General features: G+C 64.6%; 18 protein-coding genes and 1 pseudogene. 7 read left to right on the top strand and 12 right to left on the bottom strand.

Annotated elements, in window-relative coordinates; genetic code table 11:
* Positions 1–72: 72 nt before the first annotated feature.
* Both E3T46_RS09755 and E3T46_RS09750 read right to left on the bottom strand, forming a co-directional pair.
* On the bottom strand, positions 73–1,467 hold the full coding sequence (locus E3T46_RS09755) for an IS1380 family transposase (protein WP_134578388.1): 1,395 nt from the start codon (positions 1,465–1,467) through the stop codon (positions 73–75).
* A 120-nt stretch (positions 1,468–1,587) separates the two neighbouring features.
* On the bottom strand, positions 1,588–1,908 hold the full coding sequence (locus E3T46_RS09750; protein ID WP_134578387.1) for a hypothetical protein: 321 nt from the start codon (positions 1,906–1,908) through the stop codon (positions 1,588–1,590).
* A 214-nt stretch (positions 1,909–2,122) separates the two neighbouring features.
* Here E3T46_RS09750 and E3T46_RS09745 point away from each other — a divergent pair, with 214 nt between their 5' ends.
* On the top strand, positions 2,123–2,995 hold the full coding sequence (locus E3T46_RS09745) for a hypothetical protein (protein WP_134578386.1): 873 nt from the start codon (positions 2,123–2,125) through the stop codon (positions 2,993–2,995).
* 85 nt (positions 2,996–3,080) lie between these two features.
* The gene (locus E3T46_RS09740) at positions 3,081–3,887 is read left to right on the top strand and encodes an aminoglycoside phosphotransferase family protein (RefSeq protein ID WP_166790235.1); all 807 of its coding nucleotides are present in this window, start codon (positions 3,081–3,083) and stop codon (positions 3,885–3,887) included.
* A 146-nt stretch (positions 3,888–4,033) separates the two neighbouring features.
* On the opposite strand, the gene E3T46_RS09735 is transcribed toward E3T46_RS09740, so the two are convergent.
* Complete coding sequence (locus tag E3T46_RS09735) at positions 4,034–4,774, bottom strand: class I SAM-dependent methyltransferase (RefSeq protein ID WP_134578384.1); 741 nt, start codon at positions 4,772–4,774, stop codon at positions 4,034–4,036.
* Between the two features lie 158 nt (positions 4,775–4,932).
* Here E3T46_RS09735 and E3T46_RS09730 point away from each other — a divergent pair, with 158 nt between their 5' ends.
* Positions 4,933–5,667 carry an NYN domain-containing protein gene (locus E3T46_RS09730; RefSeq protein WP_134578383.1) on the top strand — a complete coding sequence of 245 codons (735 nt, stop codon included), beginning with the start codon at positions 4,933–4,935 and terminating at the stop codon, positions 5,665–5,667.
* A gap of 107 nt (positions 5,668–5,774) precedes the next feature.
* Here E3T46_RS09730 and E3T46_RS09725 read toward each other — a convergent pair whose 3' ends face one another.
* Positions 5,775–6,203 (bottom strand): DUF6234 family protein, encoded by a 429-nt coding sequence (locus tag E3T46_RS09725; protein WP_134578382.1) that lies wholly within the window; start codon positions 6,201–6,203, stop codon positions 5,775–5,777.
* A gap of 353 nt (positions 6,204–6,556) precedes the next feature.
* On the opposite strand from E3T46_RS09725, the gene E3T46_RS09720 reads away from it, so the two are divergent.
* A complete protein-coding gene (locus E3T46_RS09720) occupies positions 6,557–6,967 on the top strand; it encodes a GNAT family acetyltransferase (protein WP_134578381.1) in 411 nt (136 codons plus the stop codon).
* 101 nt (positions 6,968–7,068) lie between these two features.
* On the opposite strand, the gene E3T46_RS09715 is transcribed toward E3T46_RS09720, so the two are convergent.
* Both E3T46_RS09715 and E3T46_RS09710 read right to left on the bottom strand, forming a co-directional pair.
* Positions 7,069–7,350: a hypothetical protein gene (locus tag E3T46_RS09715; RefSeq protein WP_134578380.1), complete on the bottom strand. Its 282-nt coding sequence runs from the start codon at positions 7,348–7,350 to the stop codon at positions 7,069–7,071.
* Between the two features lie 163 nt (positions 7,351–7,513).
* Entirely contained in the window at positions 7,514–7,807 is a 294-nt protein-coding gene (locus E3T46_RS09710) for a hypothetical protein (RefSeq protein WP_134578379.1), read from the bottom strand.
* A 171-nt stretch (positions 7,808–7,978) separates the two neighbouring features.
* Between E3T46_RS09710 and E3T46_RS09705 the strand changes: the two genes are divergently transcribed.
* Both E3T46_RS09705 and E3T46_RS09700 read left to right on the top strand, forming a co-directional pair.
* Positions 7,979–8,983: a hypothetical protein gene (locus E3T46_RS09705; RefSeq protein ID WP_241980581.1), complete on the top strand. Its 1,005-nt coding sequence runs from the start codon at positions 7,979–7,981 to the stop codon at positions 8,981–8,983.
* Positions 8,980–9,300, top strand: a complete 321-nt coding sequence (locus tag E3T46_RS09700; protein ID WP_134578378.1) for a helix-turn-helix transcriptional regulator — start codon at positions 8,980–8,982, stop codon at positions 9,298–9,300. The genes E3T46_RS09705 and E3T46_RS09700 overlap by 4 nt, the downstream gene beginning before the upstream one ends.
* On the opposite strand, the pseudogene E3T46_RS09695 reads toward E3T46_RS09700, so the two are convergent.
* From E3T46_RS09695 to leuS, 4 genes and pseudogenes are all read right to left on the bottom strand, one after another.
* A pseudogene (locus tag E3T46_RS09695) lies at positions 9,222–10,004 on the bottom strand (IS3 family transposase); the annotation flags it as partial. The gene E3T46_RS09700 and the pseudogene E3T46_RS09695 sit on opposite strands and share 79 nt — an antisense overlap.
* A gap of 482 nt (positions 10,005–10,486) precedes the next feature.
* Positions 10,487–11,530: a hypothetical protein gene (locus tag E3T46_RS09685; RefSeq protein WP_134578375.1), complete on the bottom strand. Its 1,044-nt coding sequence runs from the start codon at positions 11,528–11,530 to the stop codon at positions 10,487–10,489.
* Positions 11,527–12,219: a helix-hairpin-helix domain-containing protein gene (locus E3T46_RS09680; RefSeq protein ID WP_134578374.1), complete on the bottom strand. Its 693-nt coding sequence runs from the start codon at positions 12,217–12,219 to the stop codon at positions 11,527–11,529. The genes E3T46_RS09685 and E3T46_RS09680 overlap by 4 nt, the downstream gene beginning before the upstream one ends.
* A 137-nt stretch (positions 12,220–12,356) precedes the next feature.
* Positions 12,357–14,915 carry a leucine--tRNA ligase gene (gene leuS, locus E3T46_RS09675; protein WP_241980603.1) on the bottom strand — a complete coding sequence of 853 codons (2,559 nt, stop codon included), beginning with the start codon at positions 14,913–14,915 and terminating at the stop codon, positions 12,357–12,359.
* Between the two features lie 226 nt (positions 14,916–15,141).
* Between leuS and E3T46_RS09670 the strand changes: the two genes are divergently transcribed.
* Complete coding sequence (locus E3T46_RS09670) at positions 15,142–15,777, top strand: DedA family protein (RefSeq protein ID WP_092450475.1); 636 nt, start codon at positions 15,142–15,144, stop codon at positions 15,775–15,777.
* Here E3T46_RS09670 and cydC read toward each other — a convergent pair.
* Both cydC and cydD read right to left on the bottom strand, forming a co-directional pair.
* Positions 15,765–17,465, bottom strand: coding sequence for a thiol reductant ABC exporter subunit CydC (gene cydC, locus E3T46_RS09665; RefSeq protein ID WP_134578372.1), 1,701 nt, complete (start codon positions 17,463–17,465; stop codon positions 15,765–15,767). The two genes, E3T46_RS09670 and cydC, sit on opposite strands and share 13 nt — an antisense overlap.
* On the bottom strand, positions 17,458–19,128 hold the full coding sequence (gene cydD, locus E3T46_RS09660) for a thiol reductant ABC exporter subunit CydD (protein ID WP_134578371.1): 1,671 nt from the start codon (positions 19,126–19,128) through the stop codon (positions 17,458–17,460). The genes cydC and cydD overlap by 8 nt, the downstream gene beginning before the upstream one ends.
* Positions 19,129–19,192: the final 64 nt, after the last annotated feature.

Below are 19,192 nucleotides of genomic sequence, written 5' to 3'. Positions count from 1 at the left end.
GCGGGCGTGGCGAGGGTGCCGGCCTTGCTGCCGGTGATGTTCCGTGGTCTTTGGGCGCCGAGTGGCTGCTGGTCAGGTGGTGGCGGTTTGCGGCGGGCCGCAGGCCGCCGCAAATGCGGCTGTCCACCCGGTTTCCCATGGCCAGTTCGCTGGAAGGCGCAGGGTGATCTTTCGGGCCGAAGTGGAGATGCGGGCCGGGATGTTGATGAGTTTGCGGCGGATGGTGCCGCTGCGCGCTTTGCCCAGATCTGCGCCGGCTACTGAACCAACGGCGCGGGAGAGGTTGAACGCGATCGTGGCCAGCACGAGCCAGGCCGCGTTGGCCGTGAAGACACCGGAGGGCAGATGGGCCAACGCGCTGTCCTTGAGGTCGGCATTGATCTGCTCGATGATCGCATGCTGACGATGGGTTTGATCGGCCGTGACGGTGTCCAGCGTGCTGGTCGTGAAGAACGCGTGAAAGCGGTGCGTGTCGAAGAGGGGCGGTTGTCCTTCGCTCGCTTTCTGGTTCAATTCGGGGATCCGTCGCACGACCAAACGGCCTTCGATGCGTTCGGATTTCTTGCGTGAACTGAACGCGGTGAAGGTGACTGCGGCAACCTCGGCGGACGAAATCCAGGCGCCGCTTTCCTCATCTCGGATCGCGTCGGTGTAGTTGATCGTGGTCCACTGGTCGGTGCCGATCGTGGCGATGGCGCGTTTGACGGCGGGGTCCATCCGGGCAGTGACGGACACTTTCGCCCCGGCGCGGTGCGCGGCGGCGACGACAGCGTGTCCATAGAACGCGCTATCAGCGCGCAGCAGCATGATGCCGGTCGCCGTTGTGCTGCGGAGGCGTTTCACTGTGGCGAGGACGTCGCCGACGAACTTGCCCGCGCCGCGGGGAGAACCCGTTGATCCTTTGCGCGGCCGGGACCCGATGATGATCGGCGCCGCCTTCGGCGTGGAGACGATACCGATCAAGGCGTTCAGCCCGCGGACTCCGGAGTAACCGTAGCCGGAGCCTTGCTTCTGGTAGCCGTGGACTTCTTTGATGGTGTCGTCGATATCGACCAGGGCATAGTCGTCGATTCCCGCGACGATTGGCGTGTGGGCGGCGACGTTGACCAGCCACCGCCAGGCGACGGCGTCGAGCTGACGGACGTGACCAAACGTGAACGCTCGGAGGAACGATCCCAGCGTCGACGGGGCGTAGGTTCCGACGAAGAGTTTCTTCATGCCGCCGTGCCTCAGCAGCGCCATGTCATCAATCGAGTCGGCACCGGCGAGCATTCCCGCGACCAACGCGGTGACTTTCAATCCGGCGTTCGCTCCGAAGTATCCGGGCAGGGTCAGCCGTGCGTCGGCGAGCTCCCCAAGACCGGTTTTCACCGCCAACGCCACTGCAGGGACAAGGCCTGCGGCCGACACGAGATTTGTGTCGTCGAAGGTGGCTGACAGGCGGTTGGAAGTATGGAAAAGTTGCATCTACGAGGTGCCTCTCGGAGCGGTCGAATTGAACCCTAAGTAAGTTCTATTTTTCCTGATCCGACAGGCATCCTCGGTTTAACGCGCCGCTACAACCTCAACTCGACCGGTGGATCGAGGCTAAGGGTTCGATTCGTCCCATTTAGCATTCGACCAAGCCACGACCCGCTCCGCGAACTCGTCGATGTTGACCACGTCGCTGAGCCCGTAGTCAGATGAAAGAACCGCGCGCAGTTGCCTTGCAAGCGATGTCGGATCGGGATTAGCACGAAGGGCGGTCAAGATTGGCGACACCAAATCGTCGTACTCGTCGGGTGAAGGGTTCGGATCGTCGCCCCCGTACACACCGATCGGGTCCCAGTCGTGAAGCATTTGGGCCAATTGCAGAGCTTGCGCGCTGAACCTTCGTCGATCAGAGTTCCCGGCATTGGCGATTTGCATGACGCAAGCATGGGGTCGGCAAGGCAAGCGCGCAACCCGTCGGACATTGCGAAGGAGGGACGGTCAACGCGACAGATCGATTCTCATTCCGCTAGTCAGCCGAGTTCGTCAAGTTTGTGTCAGATGGGGAACGATCACCGGGACGCCTCATCGTTCCGAAAGCCGATCGCTAGGTGAAACGACGGGCGGTGAGCCCTTGGCTAGGATGAGCACCATGCGAACGTGGGACTTCTACCTGGCCGGCGAAGAGGTGGTGACGAATGCGTGGGGCGCCGAGGTTACGCAGCAGTCAGCTCTTGACATGCCACTCCTTGAAGGCTTACTCCACGGTCCCGACGATGATCGTGGTGACTTGGAGATCGCGGTGCCGCTTGCTCGTGTCGTGCACGACGAGTTCGATGCGTACGGCACTTCAGGATCGCCACTGAGCAACGAGGACTCCCGGCTTCTCATCCGCGCATTGAAAGCAGTTCTCGCACGATTGGGAATCGATTCGTTCGATCCGCCGTTTCGCGATTTCGAGACGTTCCGCAAGTACTGGCGAGCCAACGATGGCCACGGAAGTTGGCAGGCTCGGCGGGACATGGTCGACGGGCAGCTCGATGCGCTCCATGAGGTGCTCGACGCTCGTGAAACGGATGCCCTGTCAGGAGCGCTGGCCGATCCGATTTCTCCGAGGAAGGCGACAGGGTGGCGGCGGGTAGACGAGGAACTGAATGAAATGCGCCGGCACTTCCAAAACGCTCGCACGGAACAGGATTACTCGAACGTCGGTAACGACGCAGTGGCTGTACTCGAAGCACTTTCTTCGGCCGCATACGACCATTCTCGTCACGGTCAGGCTGGCGAGGATGAGCCACCCGTCTCGAACACGAAGGTTCGGCTCGGGACAGTGGCTGAGGCGGAGTTGGCGGGCGCAGAAAGTGCGGAACTGCGCAAGGTCGTGCGCGCAGCAATTGAGCTGGCTCAGGCTACGAAGCACCGCCGTAACGGAGATCGTCGCGCAGCCGGCATGACCGCTGATTCCGTCTTGCTAGTCGTGAACCTGATCCGTCGGGTACGCGAACCATCCGCGGAGTCTCGGTAGCCGAACGTCTCACGCGACGCGGGCGTTTCCCAAGCGTAGTGGCGGGAACTGACGGGTTTGCGTGTCAGCCCGTACAATCGTGCTCGTGGATTGGGTTGCGGGAACAGTGCCAATCTATTTAGATCGCTGGGCTATCCAGCCACACGGCGAAACGGTGACGACGCCCTCCAGCTGGTTGGTTCCGGGGCGCTGGCATAATCGAGACGTCATGCTCAAGGTCGCTCGGATCGCCGAAGAGTGCCGCGGTGGCCCCGTCCTGGCCTGGTGGGCAGGCTCGGCCGCAGCGGAGGTGTATGAGGTCAACGACCAGGCCGTTCTCATGGGTCGGGCATCCGGGCATCGTGACTTGACCACGATGAGCCAGACAGGTCTTGATGATGAGGTCACCCACATCCTCTGCGGAACCATCTCGTCTCTCCACAGCGCCTCTGCTATTTCGGCGCCGCCCGCTGAGGTGGTGCCTTTGTCGCAATGGTTTCACGACCTCATCGGCACCGACGCAGCACGACTGCAGGCCGGCAGCCTGGCGCGAGTGGCAGCCATGGCGCGGGAGTTGCTGGAGGCCTCCGACACGGAGGGCCAGGTGGTTCTCCATGGCGACGTCCATCACGGCAATGTTCTTGATTTCGATGGCCGCTGGCTGGCCATAGACCCGAAGGGCATCTTTGGTCACCGCGCCTTCGACTACGCCAATATCTTCTGCAACCCCACTGCAGACTTGGCGTTGTCTCGTTTTCACCGCCGCCTAGCGATCGTCAGCGAGCACTCGGGGCTCGACGTTGACGTGGTGCGGTCGTGGGTCATTGCATGGTGCGCACTTTCGGTGACGTGGACCAACAACAGCGGTGGACAACCATGGACCGCGCACGCCATCTTGAGCGAGTTCGGCTAATACTTCGCCGCCGGTAGAACCTCCACTCGGAAACCCGACCTGCTGTGGCTCCCCCGCAAGCCGAACCCTCTACGGGACACTGTTCGAGTGCTGGATGGCCCAGACACGGGACCGGTACGGTGGCGGTCAGGGGCCGTAGGGGGCCGTCAGGCTGCGGTCGTTGATCCTACTCGGTGTGTTTCAAAGACCATGATCGGCGAGCCGTCGGTAGAGGGTGTTCGGTTCCAGTCGCTCCATACGCCTTCGACGACAAACCCGGCCTCGCGCAGTTGCTGTTCGATGAGCTGGCGTTCTCTGAAGGCGAGGGTGAGCTGTTCTGTGATCTGTTCGCCGGTGTCTTCCAACCGGTTATGCGCGGTCAGTACGATCTGGCCGGGCTCTGTTTCGTTGACGTCATACCATTCCCGAAGCGGCCCATTGACGGTGTCGCGCAGGGTCGGCTCTGCACCGGCCCACTTCTCCCAGGCGCGGGCTTGCGGGTTACGACTCTCGAATGCCAGCACGCCGTCGTCGCGGAGTGCCTCGCTGATGTCCCGAAGGGTCCGTTCCCAATCACTGTCGGGAATGTGTTGCGCGACGTTCCCGGTCATGACAGCGCAGTCGAACGGCTCGGCTGGTATGTCGCGGCTGTCGCCGAGCATCCAGCGCACGGATCGGCCATTTGCGCGGTTGGTGGCGTACGCGAGCATGTTCGGAGAAGGATCGATTCCGACCACCGTGCGAGCAGCCCGGGCGAAAGTCACCGTCAGGATGCCCGTGCCGCAGCCGAGATCGAGGATAGCTCGCGCGTCGATCTCATCGGCGACCTGCCGGTAGAACTCGTGGTCCGCGCCGTCAGGGTTGTCGCCGTCATAGAGCTCAACGAGTCGCGCGTCGTAGTCGTCCATGCACCCACCATATTGGCTTGGTAAGTAACCGTTCAGCGGTCGCCAAGCGGACATAGCTCGAACCGGCTGACCTTTAGCGGGTACTGATCGTCGTGCTCGTAAGAGGAACCCTGAGCAGGCAGGACTAATTGTTGGGCGCTGACTGCCATGCTTGTCACATGGCGAAACCGAACGATCTCCTCGCAGTCCTTGTCGACGCGGACAACGTGTCCCCTGCAAAGATCGGCGCAGTCCTCGCCGAGGTCGCACGTTTCGGGACTGCCTCGGTCAAGCGGGTTTACGGCGATTGGACCAAGCCGAACCTGAGCAGTTGGAAGCCTATTGCGAGCGAGCACGTGATTCAGCCGATGCAGCAGTTTGCCAACACGATCGGCAAGAATGCGACCGACAGCGCACTGATCATTGACGCCATGGACCTGCTCTACACGCGCCGCTTTCACGGGTTCTGCATCGTGTCATCCGACAGCGACTTCACCCGTCTCGCGTCCCGCATCCGCGAAGAAGGCGTCACCGTCTATGGGTTCGGAGAGCGGAAGACACCCGAAGCGTTCCGCAACGCGTGCGATCAATTCACGTACCTCGACGTGCTCGACGAGGCTGCAGCGGAGACCACCGCGGCAGCACTCACGCGCGTTCCGCCTCCGAAACTACGCAGCGACACGAAGCTCATCTCCGGGCTGCGGATAAGCGTCACCACTGCATCCGGAGAGGACGGATGGGCGAATCTTGCCACGGTGGGCCAGTTAATGCGTAAGCAACAGCCCGACTTCGACTCACGAAACTGGGGCTATGCCAAGCTGTCCGACCTAGTTCGAGCGACGGAACTCTTCCTCATCGAGACCCGACCTGCTGGCGGACTGCAGCTACAAAACAAGAAGAAGAACGGTGACTGAGCACGGTCTCGACCGGCGCGAGAGCACAAGGGCTTCAATCGCTCGCGTTGCTCAACCCCAGGCTTGACGACCTGCACGAGGTAAACCCCTTCAGCGGGCCCGGGAACTCAGCCCCCGATGCAGTCACCGCTTCCGCTGTAGCAGGGGCGATAATTCGGGTTAATCGTTGAAGCGGGGGGTTCAGGGCGCCAGTCGATCCTTGGCACTGACATCAACAGCGCCACTCCAAGAACCATGATCAACGCGACGCTCGCGATGAACACGAGGCCGGCCCGACGCCGCACGATTGCCCTCACGAGGAGCCCGACTTGAAGGGCGACCATGATTCCGGCGGTCACCCAGTAGCCCACGATGTCCGAGGTCGGCGGCTGCGGGGTCAAGCTTGCTGAAAACGCGCGGCGTACGAGCTCGAAGGTCAGCATGAAAGTCACAAACGCGGACCCGAAAGTAAGCAAGTCGAAGCCGCCCCTTTTGGCAGGGGCGGTTGCGTGGTCACTGACGGTAGCAACGTCGCCGATTCCCCGCCATTCGCTCATGACGCCAGCCTAGTCACGGTCGCCCGGGAGCTGATCAGGCAGCTCAACCCCTCTGGACTCGTCTGCGATTTCCTAACTCGTCCCTTCAGGCTACGCATAGTCCCGGAGGTGATCGTGATCGCTCGCCAGCACTTCTATCGTGGCAAATGCGGACGGTGCACTCTACTCACCACTATGACCGCGCGCGTCGGATCTCGGGTGCCGGTGCTCAACTGGCGCTCAGTGCCTGCAAGCGGGACGCTCAGCGGGCACACAATCGCGTGAAGCCAGTGGCGTCGATGTCGAACCCGAGAGGCCCGGAAGGGGAACGTCTTACGGCACTGCGTGTGCGACGATGACGGCAAACTAGGGGTATGCAGATTCGCGACCTAACTTCGGCAAACATCGGTGCAGCGACGTCACTCTGGGTCAGAGCCGGGCTGACCCGCCCGTGGAATCCTCCGGAGCTTGACCTGCAGCGCGCACTCGACGGCGTGACGTCGACCGTGTTGGGGGCTTTCGACAATAACCGCTTGATCGGAACCGTGATGGTCGGCCACGACGGACATCGCGGCTGGGTGTATTACCTGGCTGTTGATGAAGGCCAGCGTGGGACCGGCTTGGGAAGACACATGATGGCGGCAGCGGAAAATTGGCTGCGCAAACACGGCGCCGTGAAAGTTCAGCTCATGGTCCGCTCGAGCAATGAAGCAGTACTCGGGTTCTATGAGCACCTCGGCTACGAAGACGCTGATGTTCAGATTCGATCAAAGCGACTGACCTGAATAGTTGCGGCAGATCCCATCTTTCGCAAGTCTGACCTTGACCACACCACGAAATGAAACCACATGACGAACCCTCTGCGGGACGGCATTCTGACGCCGACTCACCAAGAGGTTCCATTCTCAGATTCGATACCATTCCCGTCACGCTCCGGTTCGGGATTTTTGCTTCCAGACCGAGCCGGCAGGATCAGGCACCAGACTCGGACGAGAAATCGGCGGGAGAAAAAGAGCAGCGCCAGCAGCCCGACAATGATCGGGATGGCAATCGGCCAAGCGGTGGTGAAAACGAGAATCAGCGCAAGGGCTTCGAAACCGATCAGCGAGGCTGCCCCGACATACATCGCAGCTGCAAGGTCATTGAGTTTCCACCAGGCACGCGTCAAAAATTCTCGCGTTCGCCTCGAGTGCACACTCCGGCGTGGATCTCGTCGTGGCGCTCTTGATGTCGTTGGCATTACTTCTCCTATAGATAGCGGCTCGCAGTTGTGTCTGCCGGCCGGCTACCCAAGGAAAGGTGCACGCTGAATCGACGTGCTCCACCAAAGGTCAGGCGACGGGCATCTGACTCGTGGGGGCGCGCGGCATAGGCGTGCCTCTGCCACATCGCGTTATCTGTGGGGTGAAGTGCGAACGCGGCGGAGCTCCCCCGCTTTGCGGGAACGACGAACGCAACTCGAATTGCCGCGCCACAACGAAAACCAAGAGGGCCACGATCACAGCGAGGCTGAAGAGAATTCCGCCGGCGACCATGATCACGAAAACCGGATGGTCCAACGTCAGATGCGGGCTGGCAACAACGAGCGCAAAATTGCACATCATATAAAGTTCTTGCAGCACCATGCCCCCTCACGCACTTCTCTTACCGCTCAGCGTACCCGTCACGGCTTCGCACACAGGCGTCCATAGCCGGAACCTCTTGAGGGACGGTCGACCTGGTGCAGGCTTGCAGTCACCCTGATAAGTATGCTTGTATCTAGATACAATCACGATCTAGATAGGGGATGCTTGATCATGGGGAATAGGAATATCTGGCCTGAGACCGACCGAGAGTGGGTGGCGCGCTATCGGGCGTCGATGGCGGGCAAGCATGTGCCGGCCATTGCCCTCGACGAGCGTGAGCGCGAGCTGCTCAACGCGGTCCGGGAAGCAGATCTACCCGCGGCCGATCTCTTCGGCGATGCCCCCACGCTCGCAGCGGACGATGTTCTCGAACTTGCTACCACCGCTGAAGCGGTGCGAACATCTGAAGGCGGCGGTCCGCACCACGCTGTGAGAGACGCTGGCGGCACCTTGCTCGGCCTGGGCGTGGTCTCGGTGTTACTTTTGGCTCTTCGCAGTGGTTGGTCTGCTGACCTCAACATTGCGCACATCCTGGTGGCGGTCAGCGTCGCAGTTCCGTTCATGGGCTGGATTGCCGCTCGTGCATTCTTCTCGGCGGGACGATCCGGCGCAATGACGGGTGTGCTCGTGACGGCAGGTGCCGCTGCCCTTGGCGGCATTGCCTCCGCAGTTGCTCTGGGCAACGATCACATCGTTGCCCGCGCGGTGCCCGTCCCGATCTTGGGCCTGGCACTCATCGCCCCGGGCATCGTCATACTGGTGTGGGCGAGCCGGATGCAGCGCCAGGTTCTCCGCACGAGTTGGGACGACTCTGACTGGCTGCGACGCCTGCGGGGTGGCCTTCGCGCGCGGTTCGTACCAGCAGCCGTCGCGCGTGGCCATGTCTCGGAAATCCAGCAGTCTTTGGCCGTCAGCGACAAATTAGCTTTTGAGGAATACGGGCACCCGCTGGTGCTGGCTCGTGACATTGCCGACGCCGATCGAACGTCACGGTTACGTCTCTGGTGGCTGTGGATCCTTGCCGGTTCCGGATCACCCCTCGTCGGCGCCGCACTCGTCGTCACTGCGCAGGTCTGGGGTAATCTGACGATCCCCATCGCGAGTCTGCTCCTGCTCAGTTCCATAGTCAGCCCTCTCGTAGGTTGGAGCCGCCGACCGTGGGTTCAGCAGCGATGAGCACCGCCGCCTGGCAGCGCGCCTCCCTGCCGATGCTCATTCTCAACGTTCTCTCGGTCGCACCACGCCACGGATACGGCATCTCTCAGTCGCTCGCGTCCGCCGGACTGCAACCCATCAAAGGCGCGCAACTGTATCCCGCGCTCGTCCGACTCGAGGACGAAGGAGCGATCATCGCCCGGTGGGAGCAAAGCGAGTCTGGTCCTGCCCGCAAGGTCTATGAGCTCACGGCGACCGGTCATGCGCAGAGGGAGGCGCTGCGCGGTCTCTGGTTAGCCTTCATAGACGCGGCGGAAGCTGTGGGCCGCGCAGACTGATCCGAGGAGTTCCGGATTCTCATCGGGATGAAGGTGAAGGCCGTGCGTTGCTTCTCCGTCCTCGCTTGGGGACTCTTGCGACGCTGCCGGTCGAGTTCCACACCCGCACAGGGAATGCCACGGTCGGAATGGAAAATTACCGTCTCTGGGCGGTCCCCACGCAGCACCATGGCCATCGTGAGGGCGTCCTGGATAAGGTCGGTGCGCATGTGGTCGGCGATAGCCCAACCGATCACGCGGCGACTGTGGGCGTCGATGACCGTCGCCAAATACACCCACCCCTCCCACGTCCTCAGGTAGGTGATGTCGCCGACCCAAACCTGGTTCAACGCGCCGGTATCCCACTTCCGTTTCACGGCATCCACCGGGTAGGCGTCAGCGTGGTCGATGATGGTCGTCGTCTTCCACTTCTTCGGGCAGATCCCCGCCAAACCCAGGCGTTTCATGGTCCTGGCTACCGTTTTGCGGGAGATGATCTCGCCGTCTGCACGCAGGTCAACAAGGATGCGCGGGGCCCCGTAAACCTCGTCAGAATCGCCGTGAAAGAAGGCGACTTTCTGCTCGATGTGCTCCCGCCGGATCGCCGCCGGCGAGGGCGCACGATCCATCCACGCGTAATAGCCGGAGCGGGAGACCTCGAGGAGACGGACCATGCGGGTGATGGTGAAGTTGGTCTTCTCCGCCAGCATCAGTTCGAACGCTTGCCGTTCGTATCCGAGGCTTCCTGGGCGAAGAAGATGGACGCTTTTTTAGAAACGCCCTGTCCATCTTCAGATCCGCGTTTTCTTTCCGCAGCCGCAGGAGCTCGGCCCTCTCGGACTCCGTTACCTCGGCCTGCCCGGTCTGGTTGCGGGCCTTGAACGCCATCACCCAGCGGCCCAGCGTGGCTTCGTTGATGCCGAGTTCGCGGGCGACGGTTGCGACCGCTCTGCCGGTGGTGACGACCAGCTTCACGGCCTCGTCTTTGTACTCAGGGGTGAAGTCCCGACGTGATCTTGCCATAGTGAACATTCTCTCTTGTGAGGTGTCCACACAACGGGGTCAGGGCCACCTTGGCCGTGGCCCGAGACGGTGACCAGTCCCCTATTGTGTAGGGCACGCGCGATAATTCGAGGCCGATAGTCCTCGTAGGAATCTTCTGGAGCACCGCCACGCACCCAAGCCAAGATCTCCAGCTGACGAGAGTTCAATGCAATTGATCGAGACATGGTTTCATTCTGGACGGGAACGACCATCCGCACGATGGTGCTTGGAATATCTTGCGCTCTAACCCACCTCTAGAAACAACTGTGTCACCGGAAACGGCGGTCAAGTGGCTCAGGGAGCTGGTTTTCATGGCTTGATCGAGGTCGGGGCTGACCGCGCTCGTGTCGCCGATCGCCAGGCCGGGGAGCAGATCTCCCCCGTCACCGGGGAGGCTCGTCGCGGCCGCCGCGAACCGAGCGCGGAGCTCGTTCGCCCATTGCAGCCACCAGGGCGGAGACTCGGCTACCTGAGCGGGGTCGGTGGCAAACAGCAAGGCGACCGCCGCGTCGCCCGGATCCGTCGGGCGCAGGGTGCCGCGCAGGCGCAGGCTGGTGCCGATCTCGGGTTCGTCGCCTCCCCCGGCCGCCTCGGCGAAGACCACCACCGGGGTCGACACCCTCGTCGATTCGCCGCGCAGGTCCAACTGCGTGAGCGTGGCCCGGTAGCGCACCCGCCCCGACGTACCGCCGCCGATGAAAGCTTTGGCTGGTACCGGAACCGACCAGACGGTGACCGTGACCGTGAGCGTCGCGTGCGACTCCGCGGCGGCGCGCACCTCCGGCGGCAGGCGCACCGGCGCCCATACCCCGACGGCAGTGGCGACAAGAGCCGCCGCCGCACAGCAGAGCACGATGCTGCCGCCCAGCGTCTGCCAGCGGTCACCCGGCCGCTCTGACGTTCCGGGGGTAGTCCGACCCCGCCGACGGGACGCTGCATTCTGCTCCACGACCCGCCGAGCCTCACGACCGCTGGCCAGCACAGCGCTCGCACGATCGGTTGCCGATCGAACTGGCTGCGGCGCATCGGCCCCCAGCACGACGGAATGCGCCGGCATCCGTTGCCTCACGAGGATGCAGGCCGTCACCCCGGCCGCTGCCCACAGCACCAGGGCGATGGACCAGGCGCCCTCTGGCGCTCCGATCAGCAGCCCTGCAGTGAGCCACGCGGCCACAGCCGGAAGCGCCAGCCGCAGGTCGAGGCTCATACCGTAATGAGGTCTTTGAGCGCCTCGAACGTTTTATCGCCGATTCCCGTGACATCGCGCAGGCCGTCCACGCTGGTGAATCGCCCGTTAGCCGTGCGAAAGTCGATGATGCGCTGTGCCATGGTTGGGCCGATGCGGGGCAGGGAGTCGAGATCGGCGAGCGTCGCCGAGTTGAGGTTGACCTTGGCGGCGGGCGCGCCAGCTCCCCCGGAGACGGCCGCCGCTGGGACGCCCGGCGGCACCTCGCCCTGCCGCGGCACGTAGAATTGCTCGCCATCGCTCACGACCCGGGCAAGATTAACCCCGGCAGGGTCGGCCTCGGCGCTCAGCCCGCCGGCGGCGGCGATCGCGTCCATGACCCGGGCGCCGTCCCGCAACTCGAACAGGCCGGGCCGGGCAACCGCCCCCAGAACGTGCACGAAGATGATCGCGTCCGTGGCAGAGTCATTCGGCGCTGTGCTCTCACCGGCATCAAACGGCTCGAGGCTGCCGCCCGTGGGGATCGATAGCGTTTGCGAGCCGACCGTGCGCTGCCCCGCCTGCTGGCCCACCGCCGACACGATGACGGCGACCACGAGGGCGAGCAGCAGGAGCACGACGGCCGCTCCCACGCCGACGCGCAGTCGGGGACGTCCCCCCGCGGCCGGAGCGAGGCGCTCCAGATCGAGGGGGAACCGGTCGGGCTGCATGCTCGCAGGCTAGGCCGCGCGAAGCATCCGTTTCTGGTCGGATGCCCCATCTGTGCACAGAGAAAGCAGGACGGGCCTGTGGAGAAGGCCCCGGCCGATCCTGCGAGGAATCGACCGCGGCCGGATTTTACCCCGGGCTACGGGCGGGTGACGAAGGAGACGAGCTTCGGCACGCGCACAATCACCTTGATGATCTCGCGATCACCGATCGAACGGATGACCGCGGCGGCTTCCCGCGCCATCTTCTCCAGGTCTTCGCTCGAGATTTTCGGCGATACCTCGAGGAGGGTGCGCATCTTGCCGTCGACCTGGACGACCGCGGTGACCGATTCCTGCACGAGCAGGGTCTGCTCGGCCTTGCGCCACGGCACGAGGGCGATGCACGGCTCGTAGCCGAGGTGCTCCCACATGTCCTCCGCGGCGTAGGGGGCGAACAGGTTCAGCGCCATGGCGGTGGCTTCGGCGGCTTCGCGCACGGCGGCATCCGCTGGCCCGGCACCGGTATCGATGACCTTGCGGGTCGCGTTGACGAGCTCCATCAGACGGGCGACGACGACGTTGAACTTGAACGACTCCACCAGGCCGGGTGCGTCGGACAAGAACCGGTGGGTGACCCGGCGCAGGGTGACGTCGCCCGTCTTCCACTCCACATCGGGCGCACTCGTGACGTCGCGGGCGACGCGCCAGGCGCGGGCCAGGAACTTGGCCGAGCCGACCGGGGAAACGTCAGACCAATCGATGTCGTCTTCGGGCGGGCCGGCGAAGGCCATCGTGAGGCGTACGGCGTCAACGCCGTGGCGTTCGATCTCCTCGGTGAAGTAGACCAGGTTGCCCTTGCTCTTGCTCATCTTGGCGCCGTCGAGAATCACCATGCCCTGGTTGAGCAGGGCGGTGAACGGCTCGGTGAAGCTCACATAGCCCTCGTCGAAGAGGAACTTCGTGATGAACCGCGCGTACAGCAGGTGCAGAATGGCGTGCTCGACGCCGCCAACGTACTGGTCGACCGGCGCCCACTTCTCGGCCTCTTTCGGGTCGAAGGCCTTGGTGTCGTCCGTGGGGTTCAGGAACCGCAGAAAGTACCAGGAGCTGTCGACGAAGGTGTCCAGGGTGTCGGCGTCGCGGGTCGCCGGCGAACCGTCGATCGGGCTCGGCACGTTGACCCAGTCGGTGGCACCGCCGAGCGGCGACGTTCCCCGCGGCTTCAGATCGAGGCCCTCTGCCGGCGGCAGCAGCACCGGCAGCTGGTCTTCGGGAACCGGGATCTCTGCGCCATCGGCGCCGTGGATAATCGGGATCGGAGCGCCCCAGTAACGCTGCCGGGAAACCAGCCAGTCGCGCAGACGATAGTTCTTAGCCGACCGGCCGAGCCCGTCGGCGGCGAGCTGCTCGACGATGCGCTTGATCGCGGTGATCTTGCTCAGGCCGTTGAGCGGACCGGAGTTGATGAGGCGGCCCTCGCCCGCCAGGGCGATGCCGGTGCTGAGCGGGTCGAGCGCCGGCAGCTCTTCGGTGCCGTCGAGCATGCCCTGGGTGATTACCGGGATCATGCCGGTGGCCGGCGAGTTGGTGTCGACGACGACGCGCACGGGCAGGTCGAAGGCGCGGGCGAAATCGAGGTCGCGCTGGTCGTGGGCCGGCACGGCCATGATCGCGCCGGTGCCGTAGTCGGCAAGCACGTAGTCCGCCGCCCAGATCGGGAGGCGTTCCCCGTTGACCGGGTTGATCGCGTAGCGGCCGATGAACACGCCGGTCTTGGGCCGGTCGGTGGCCTGACGCTCGATCTCGGTGCTGCGCTGAACCTGCACGAGGTAATCCTGGAAGGCTTCCTGCACCTCGGGCGTCGCCTCGGCGACGAGTTCAGCGGCGAGGTCGCAATCCGGGGCGACGACCATGAACGTCGCGCCGAACAGCGTGTCCGGCCGGGTGGTGAACACGGTGATGCGTTCGGTGCGTCCCTCGACCTGGAAGTCGACATCCGCTCCGATGGAGCGGCCGATCCAGTTGCGCTGCATGTTGAGCACCTTGGCCGGCCAGGTGCCCTCGAGCTGATTGAGGTCATCCAGCAGACGGTCGGCGTAGTCGGTGATCTTGAAGTACCACTGGGTGAGTTTCTTCTTCACGACGACGGCGCCGCTGCGGTCGCTCGTGCCGTCGGCCAGCACCTGCTCGTTGGCGAGTACGGTCTGGTCGATCGGGTCCCAGTTGACCCAGCTGTCCTTGCGGTAGGCCAGGCCCTTCTTGTACAGCTGCAGGAACAGCCACTGGGTCCACTTGTAATATTCGGGGTCGCTCGTATGCAGTTCGCGGTCCCAGTCGAAGCTGGTCGCGTAGAGCTTCATGCTCTTCTTCTGCTGGGCGATATTGTCGTAGGTCCAGCCGCGCGGGTCGATGCCCCGCTTGATGGCGGCGTTCTCGGCGGGCAGGCCGAAGGAATCCCAGCCGATCGGGTGCAGCACGTTGAAACCCTGGTGGCGCCAGTAGCGGGCGACGACGTCGCCGAGCGCATAGACCTCGGCGTGGCCCATGTGCAGGTCACCGGAGGGGTACGGGAACATATCGAGCACGTACTTGCGCGGGCGGGTGTCGCCCTCACCGCTCGTCTTGAACGGAGCGAGCTCCTCCCAGATGGGTTGCCACTTCGCCTGGATCGCGGCGAAGTCATACACTTCTTCGTCGCTCTCAACGCTCGAATCGATGCGGACGCTTTCGTGCTCGTGAACCACGTGACTCTCATTCATTGCAGGGGTTAGACATGATTGATACGAGGTGCACGCGCAACAAAGCGCCGGTGTACCCCCCTTTAGATTACTAGGACGCAGCGACTCCAAGGTCGCACGAGGCACGAAGCCTTCGCAGCTGGCCGCCCAGGCTGCCAAAGAGCCCGGCCTTGTTGATTCAGGCGCAGCACGTAGGCTGAGCGAAATGAATGACATCCTCACGTGGATCCTCGACACCGTATCCAGCGTCGACCCGGTCGTTCGAACACTGCTGGCCTTTTTGGGCATGCTGCTGGAAACTTCAGTGCTGGTCGGCCTGGTCGTTCCCGGCGACACCATAGTGATCGTCGCCAGCACGGCGGTCTCCGGCCCGGTCGAGTTTGTCACGCTCGTGCTCGCCGTGATCGTCGGCGCCCTGGGCGGGGAGAGCATCGGCTTCGCGCTCGGCCACCACTTTGGACCGTTCATCCGCGCGAGCCGGCTGGGCCGCCGCATCGGCGAACACAACTGGATTCGCGCCGAGAACTACCTCGACCGGCGCGGTGGTTTGGCCGTGTTCATCTCCCGGTTTCTGCCGGTGCTGCACTCCCTCATTCCGGTCACCGTCGGAATGAGCCATATGCGCTACCGCACCTTCATGGCCTGGACCGTGCCCGCCTGCGTTATCTGGTCACTCGCCTATGTCACCGTCGGGTCGGCGGCGGCCGGCGGCTACCGCGAGCTCAGCGGCAGCCTGCACTTCGCCGGCTACCTGTTCGTCGGCGTGATCGCACTGTTCGTACTCGCGGTGTTCCTGATCAAGAAATGGCTGCACCGCCGCGAGCTGCGTCACATGGACTGAGCCCGGGCGGGCAGGGTCACCCGGGCCGTCACTAGGTCGTCCGGCACCGGCGTGTGGGAGATGAGCAGCACGGCCCGGTGGGCGTCGGCCGCAGCTCTCAGCAGGTCACGCACGAGGGCATCCGCCTGGGCACTGTCGACGTTCGCGGTGGGTTCGTCGACGATGAGCACCGGAAAATCGGCCAGCAGGGCCCTGGCCAGGGCAATCCGCTGAGCCTGTCCGCCGGAGACCAGGGCGCCGCGCTCCCCGACCCGGGCATCGAGGCCGCCGCGCGCTGCGACCCATTCGGCCAGTCCGACGCGGGCCAGCACGGCCAACAACTCGGCGTCGGTGGCAGTATCGCGGGCAAACAGCAGATTTTGACGGATGCTGTCGTCAAATAACCACGGGCGCTGCTCGCACAGTCCGACCACCCGCCGCACGTCGGTCTGAGCGAGCAGGCGGGCTTCGACCCCGTTCAGACGGTACGAACCGGTGTAGTCAAGAAACCGCACCAGGGCCTGCGCGAGGGTGGTCTTGCCGGCACCACTCGGTCCGGCCAGGTGCACCCGGTCCCCCGGCGCGAGCCGCAGCGTCACACCGGCCACGCCCGGTTCGGTCTGGCCGGGCCAGCTGGCACCCAGGTCGGTCAGTTCGAGCATGACCGGGGTTGCCCGCAACGGCCGGGGGTTCGGAACATCGACGGGAATCTCAGCCGGTGGCGAAGCCGGAACAACCTCGGCGACGCGCCGCGCGCTCACCCGCACCTGGCGCCAGGCCGAGGCGGCGAGCGGAATCATTCCGAACACCTCGAATACGGCTAGCGGCACGAGCACGGCGACGATGAGGGTCGGGCCGAGCAGGTCCGGGCTGAGGAGTCCGCCGCCGCCATCGAGCGCGGGAATGCCGAAGTAGAGCGCGCCCAGCGTTGCCGCACCGGCAAACAGCGCAACGACGGCCGACTGCACACCCACTCCGACCGAGCGGCGCAGGGTGGCCCGGCGCAGGCGCTCATCGGTGCGGGCGAGCGCGGCGAGACGCGGCCTGAGGGCGTCGAAGGCGGTGAGCACGTCGAGGTTCTCCACGATTTCGAGCACCTCATCGGCGAGGGTGCCGCGGAGCGGTGCGAGCTCCCGCTCTGCCCGGGCGGCGAGGCTGCCGGAAAAGAGGGTGCCGAGCACGCCGGCCAACAGCAGGCAGACGAGCAGGGTGATGCCGGCGGCCGGCACGATCAGCCAGATGCCGATCACGCTGAGCAGGGCGGTGATTCCCGCGACCAGCAGCGGTTGCACAACCCGTAGCGGCAGGTCCTGCAGGTCATCGACGTCGCGCACGAGGCGGGTGAGCAGATCGCCGCGCCCGGTCTGGGCCAGGCCGGCCGGGGCGACCGGAACGATACGACGAAAGATGCCCAGGCGGAGTTCGGCGAGTTGCCGGAATGCGGCATCGTGGCTGGTCAGGCGCTCCAGGTAGCGAAACACGGACCGAAAGATGGCGAAGGCACGCACGCCGACGACGGCCAAGCCCAGATAGGCCAGGGACGGCATTTCGGCGGCGCGGGTAATGAGCCAGGCCGAGCAGGCCAGCAGCGCCACCGCCATGACGGCGCTCGTCACGCCGGCCAGCAGGCCTGGAGCGAACCAGCGCGGGCGCGGCTGGGCGAGCCGCAGTACGTCGCGCGCGGCCGGGCTCGGCGTCCGGTCAGACATGAATCAGCTCCTGCAGCTCGATCATATGGTCAGCTGCGGCCAGGACGCCCGGCCGGTGGCTGACCACGATCACGACGCGGCCCTGATGGGCCAGTCGGCGCAGCCCGGCGAGCAGGCCGGCCTCGGCGTCGACGTCGAGCGCCGAGCTGGGTTCGTCCAGAATCACGACCTGGCACTCGGTCGCGAGGGCCCGGTAGATCGCCCGCGCGGCGGCGACGCGCTGCGCCTGCCCGCCCGACAGCCCGTCGCCGTTGACCCCGAGCACCGTGGCCGGTGAAACCTCAGCGGCCCCCGCCCAGTCGAGGGCCTGAGCGACCAGAGTCCCGGTGGGCGTGCCCTGGCCAGCGGATGCCGCCCCCAGCGCCACGTTCTCGGCCACCGTTCCCCGGACCAGGCCGGGTCGCTGGCCGGCCCAGGCCAGCCACGGCCGACTCGGCCCGGCTGCCACGGCAACGCCGCCGAGCGTCACTGCGCCGGTCAGGGGTACGAAGCCGAGCAGGGCGGCGACGAGGGTGGACTTGCCGACTCCGCTCACGCCGCGCAGCACGCTAATTTGCCCGGAGGCGAATTCGGCGTCCAGCCGGTCGATCACGACGGTGTCGCCGCGCCGAATAGACACGTCGACCAGGCGCAGCGCGCCGGCACCGACGCCTCCCAGCGCGACCGGCGCAGCCGCAGGATCGACCGGCGCCGGGGCATCCGCTTTATTGAAGTCGTCGTCGAGAATCTTGAACAGCTCTTCGGCAGCGGCCAGGCCGTCGGCCGCGGCGTGAAATTGCGCTCCGACCTGGCGCACCGGCAGAAACGCCTCGGGGGCCAGCAGCAGGACGAACAGCCCGACGCCGAGCAGCAGCTCGCCGTCGATGAGCCGCAGGCCAATCGACACGGCGATGAGAGCGACCGAGAGACTCGCGGCCAGTTCGAGCACGAAGCCGCTCAGAAAGGAAACCCGCAGCACCTTCATGGTACGGGTGCGGTACTGCTCGGTGATGGAACGGATGCGATCAAACTGACGGCGTTCCCGGCCGTAGATCTTGAGGGTGCCGAGGCCCCCGACCACGTCAAGAAATCCGGTGGAGAGGCGTTGCAGTGCCTGCCACTGGTCCTGCTGTACCGACTGGGTGACCCGGCCGATGAGAATCATGAACACGGGGATGAGCGGGATCACGATAATGACGGTGAGGCCGCTGGGCAGGTCTTGCCAGAGCATGACCGCGATCAGAATCGGCGTGGCGATCGCGGTCAGCAACAGCTGCGGCAGATACCGCGCGAAGTAGTTGTCGAGTGCGTCGAGGCCGGTCGTGACAACGGTCGCCAGGCGTGCACTCTGCTGCGAGGCGACCCAGTCGGGGCCGCGCTCGGCGAGCTTGGCCATGACCTTGGCGCGCAGTTGACTCTTTACCTGCGCCGCACCGCGGTTGGCCGCGACTTCCAGCAACCAGATCAGCAGAGACCGCAGCACAATGACCGCGGCCAGGGCGACCAGCGTGGGTACGATCTCAGTGAGGGGCTCCCCCGCCACCAGGAGGGTGATTGCTCGGGTGAGAAACCACGCGAAGGCGACGACAACGAGGGTTTGTGCGAACCCGAGCAGCGCGCCAATGAGAAGAAACCGGCGCGCCGCTGAGGCATAACGAAGAAGGCGAGGATCCAGGGGGCGCACTGCCTTATTCTCCCACAGCCCGTGTCACGGGTGTGCTGGTCAACGGGGTACTCGTCAGGGGCGA

The organism is Cryobacterium sp. Hh11 (assembly GCF_004404045.1).
In the GTDB taxonomy this organism is placed as follows: Bacteria; Actinomycetota; Actinomycetes; order Actinomycetales; family Microbacteriaceae; genus Cryobacterium; species Cryobacterium levicorallinum.
The sequence above is the reverse complement of the archived record's forward strand: the minus strand, read 5'-3'. Positions and strand labels throughout refer to the sequence as shown.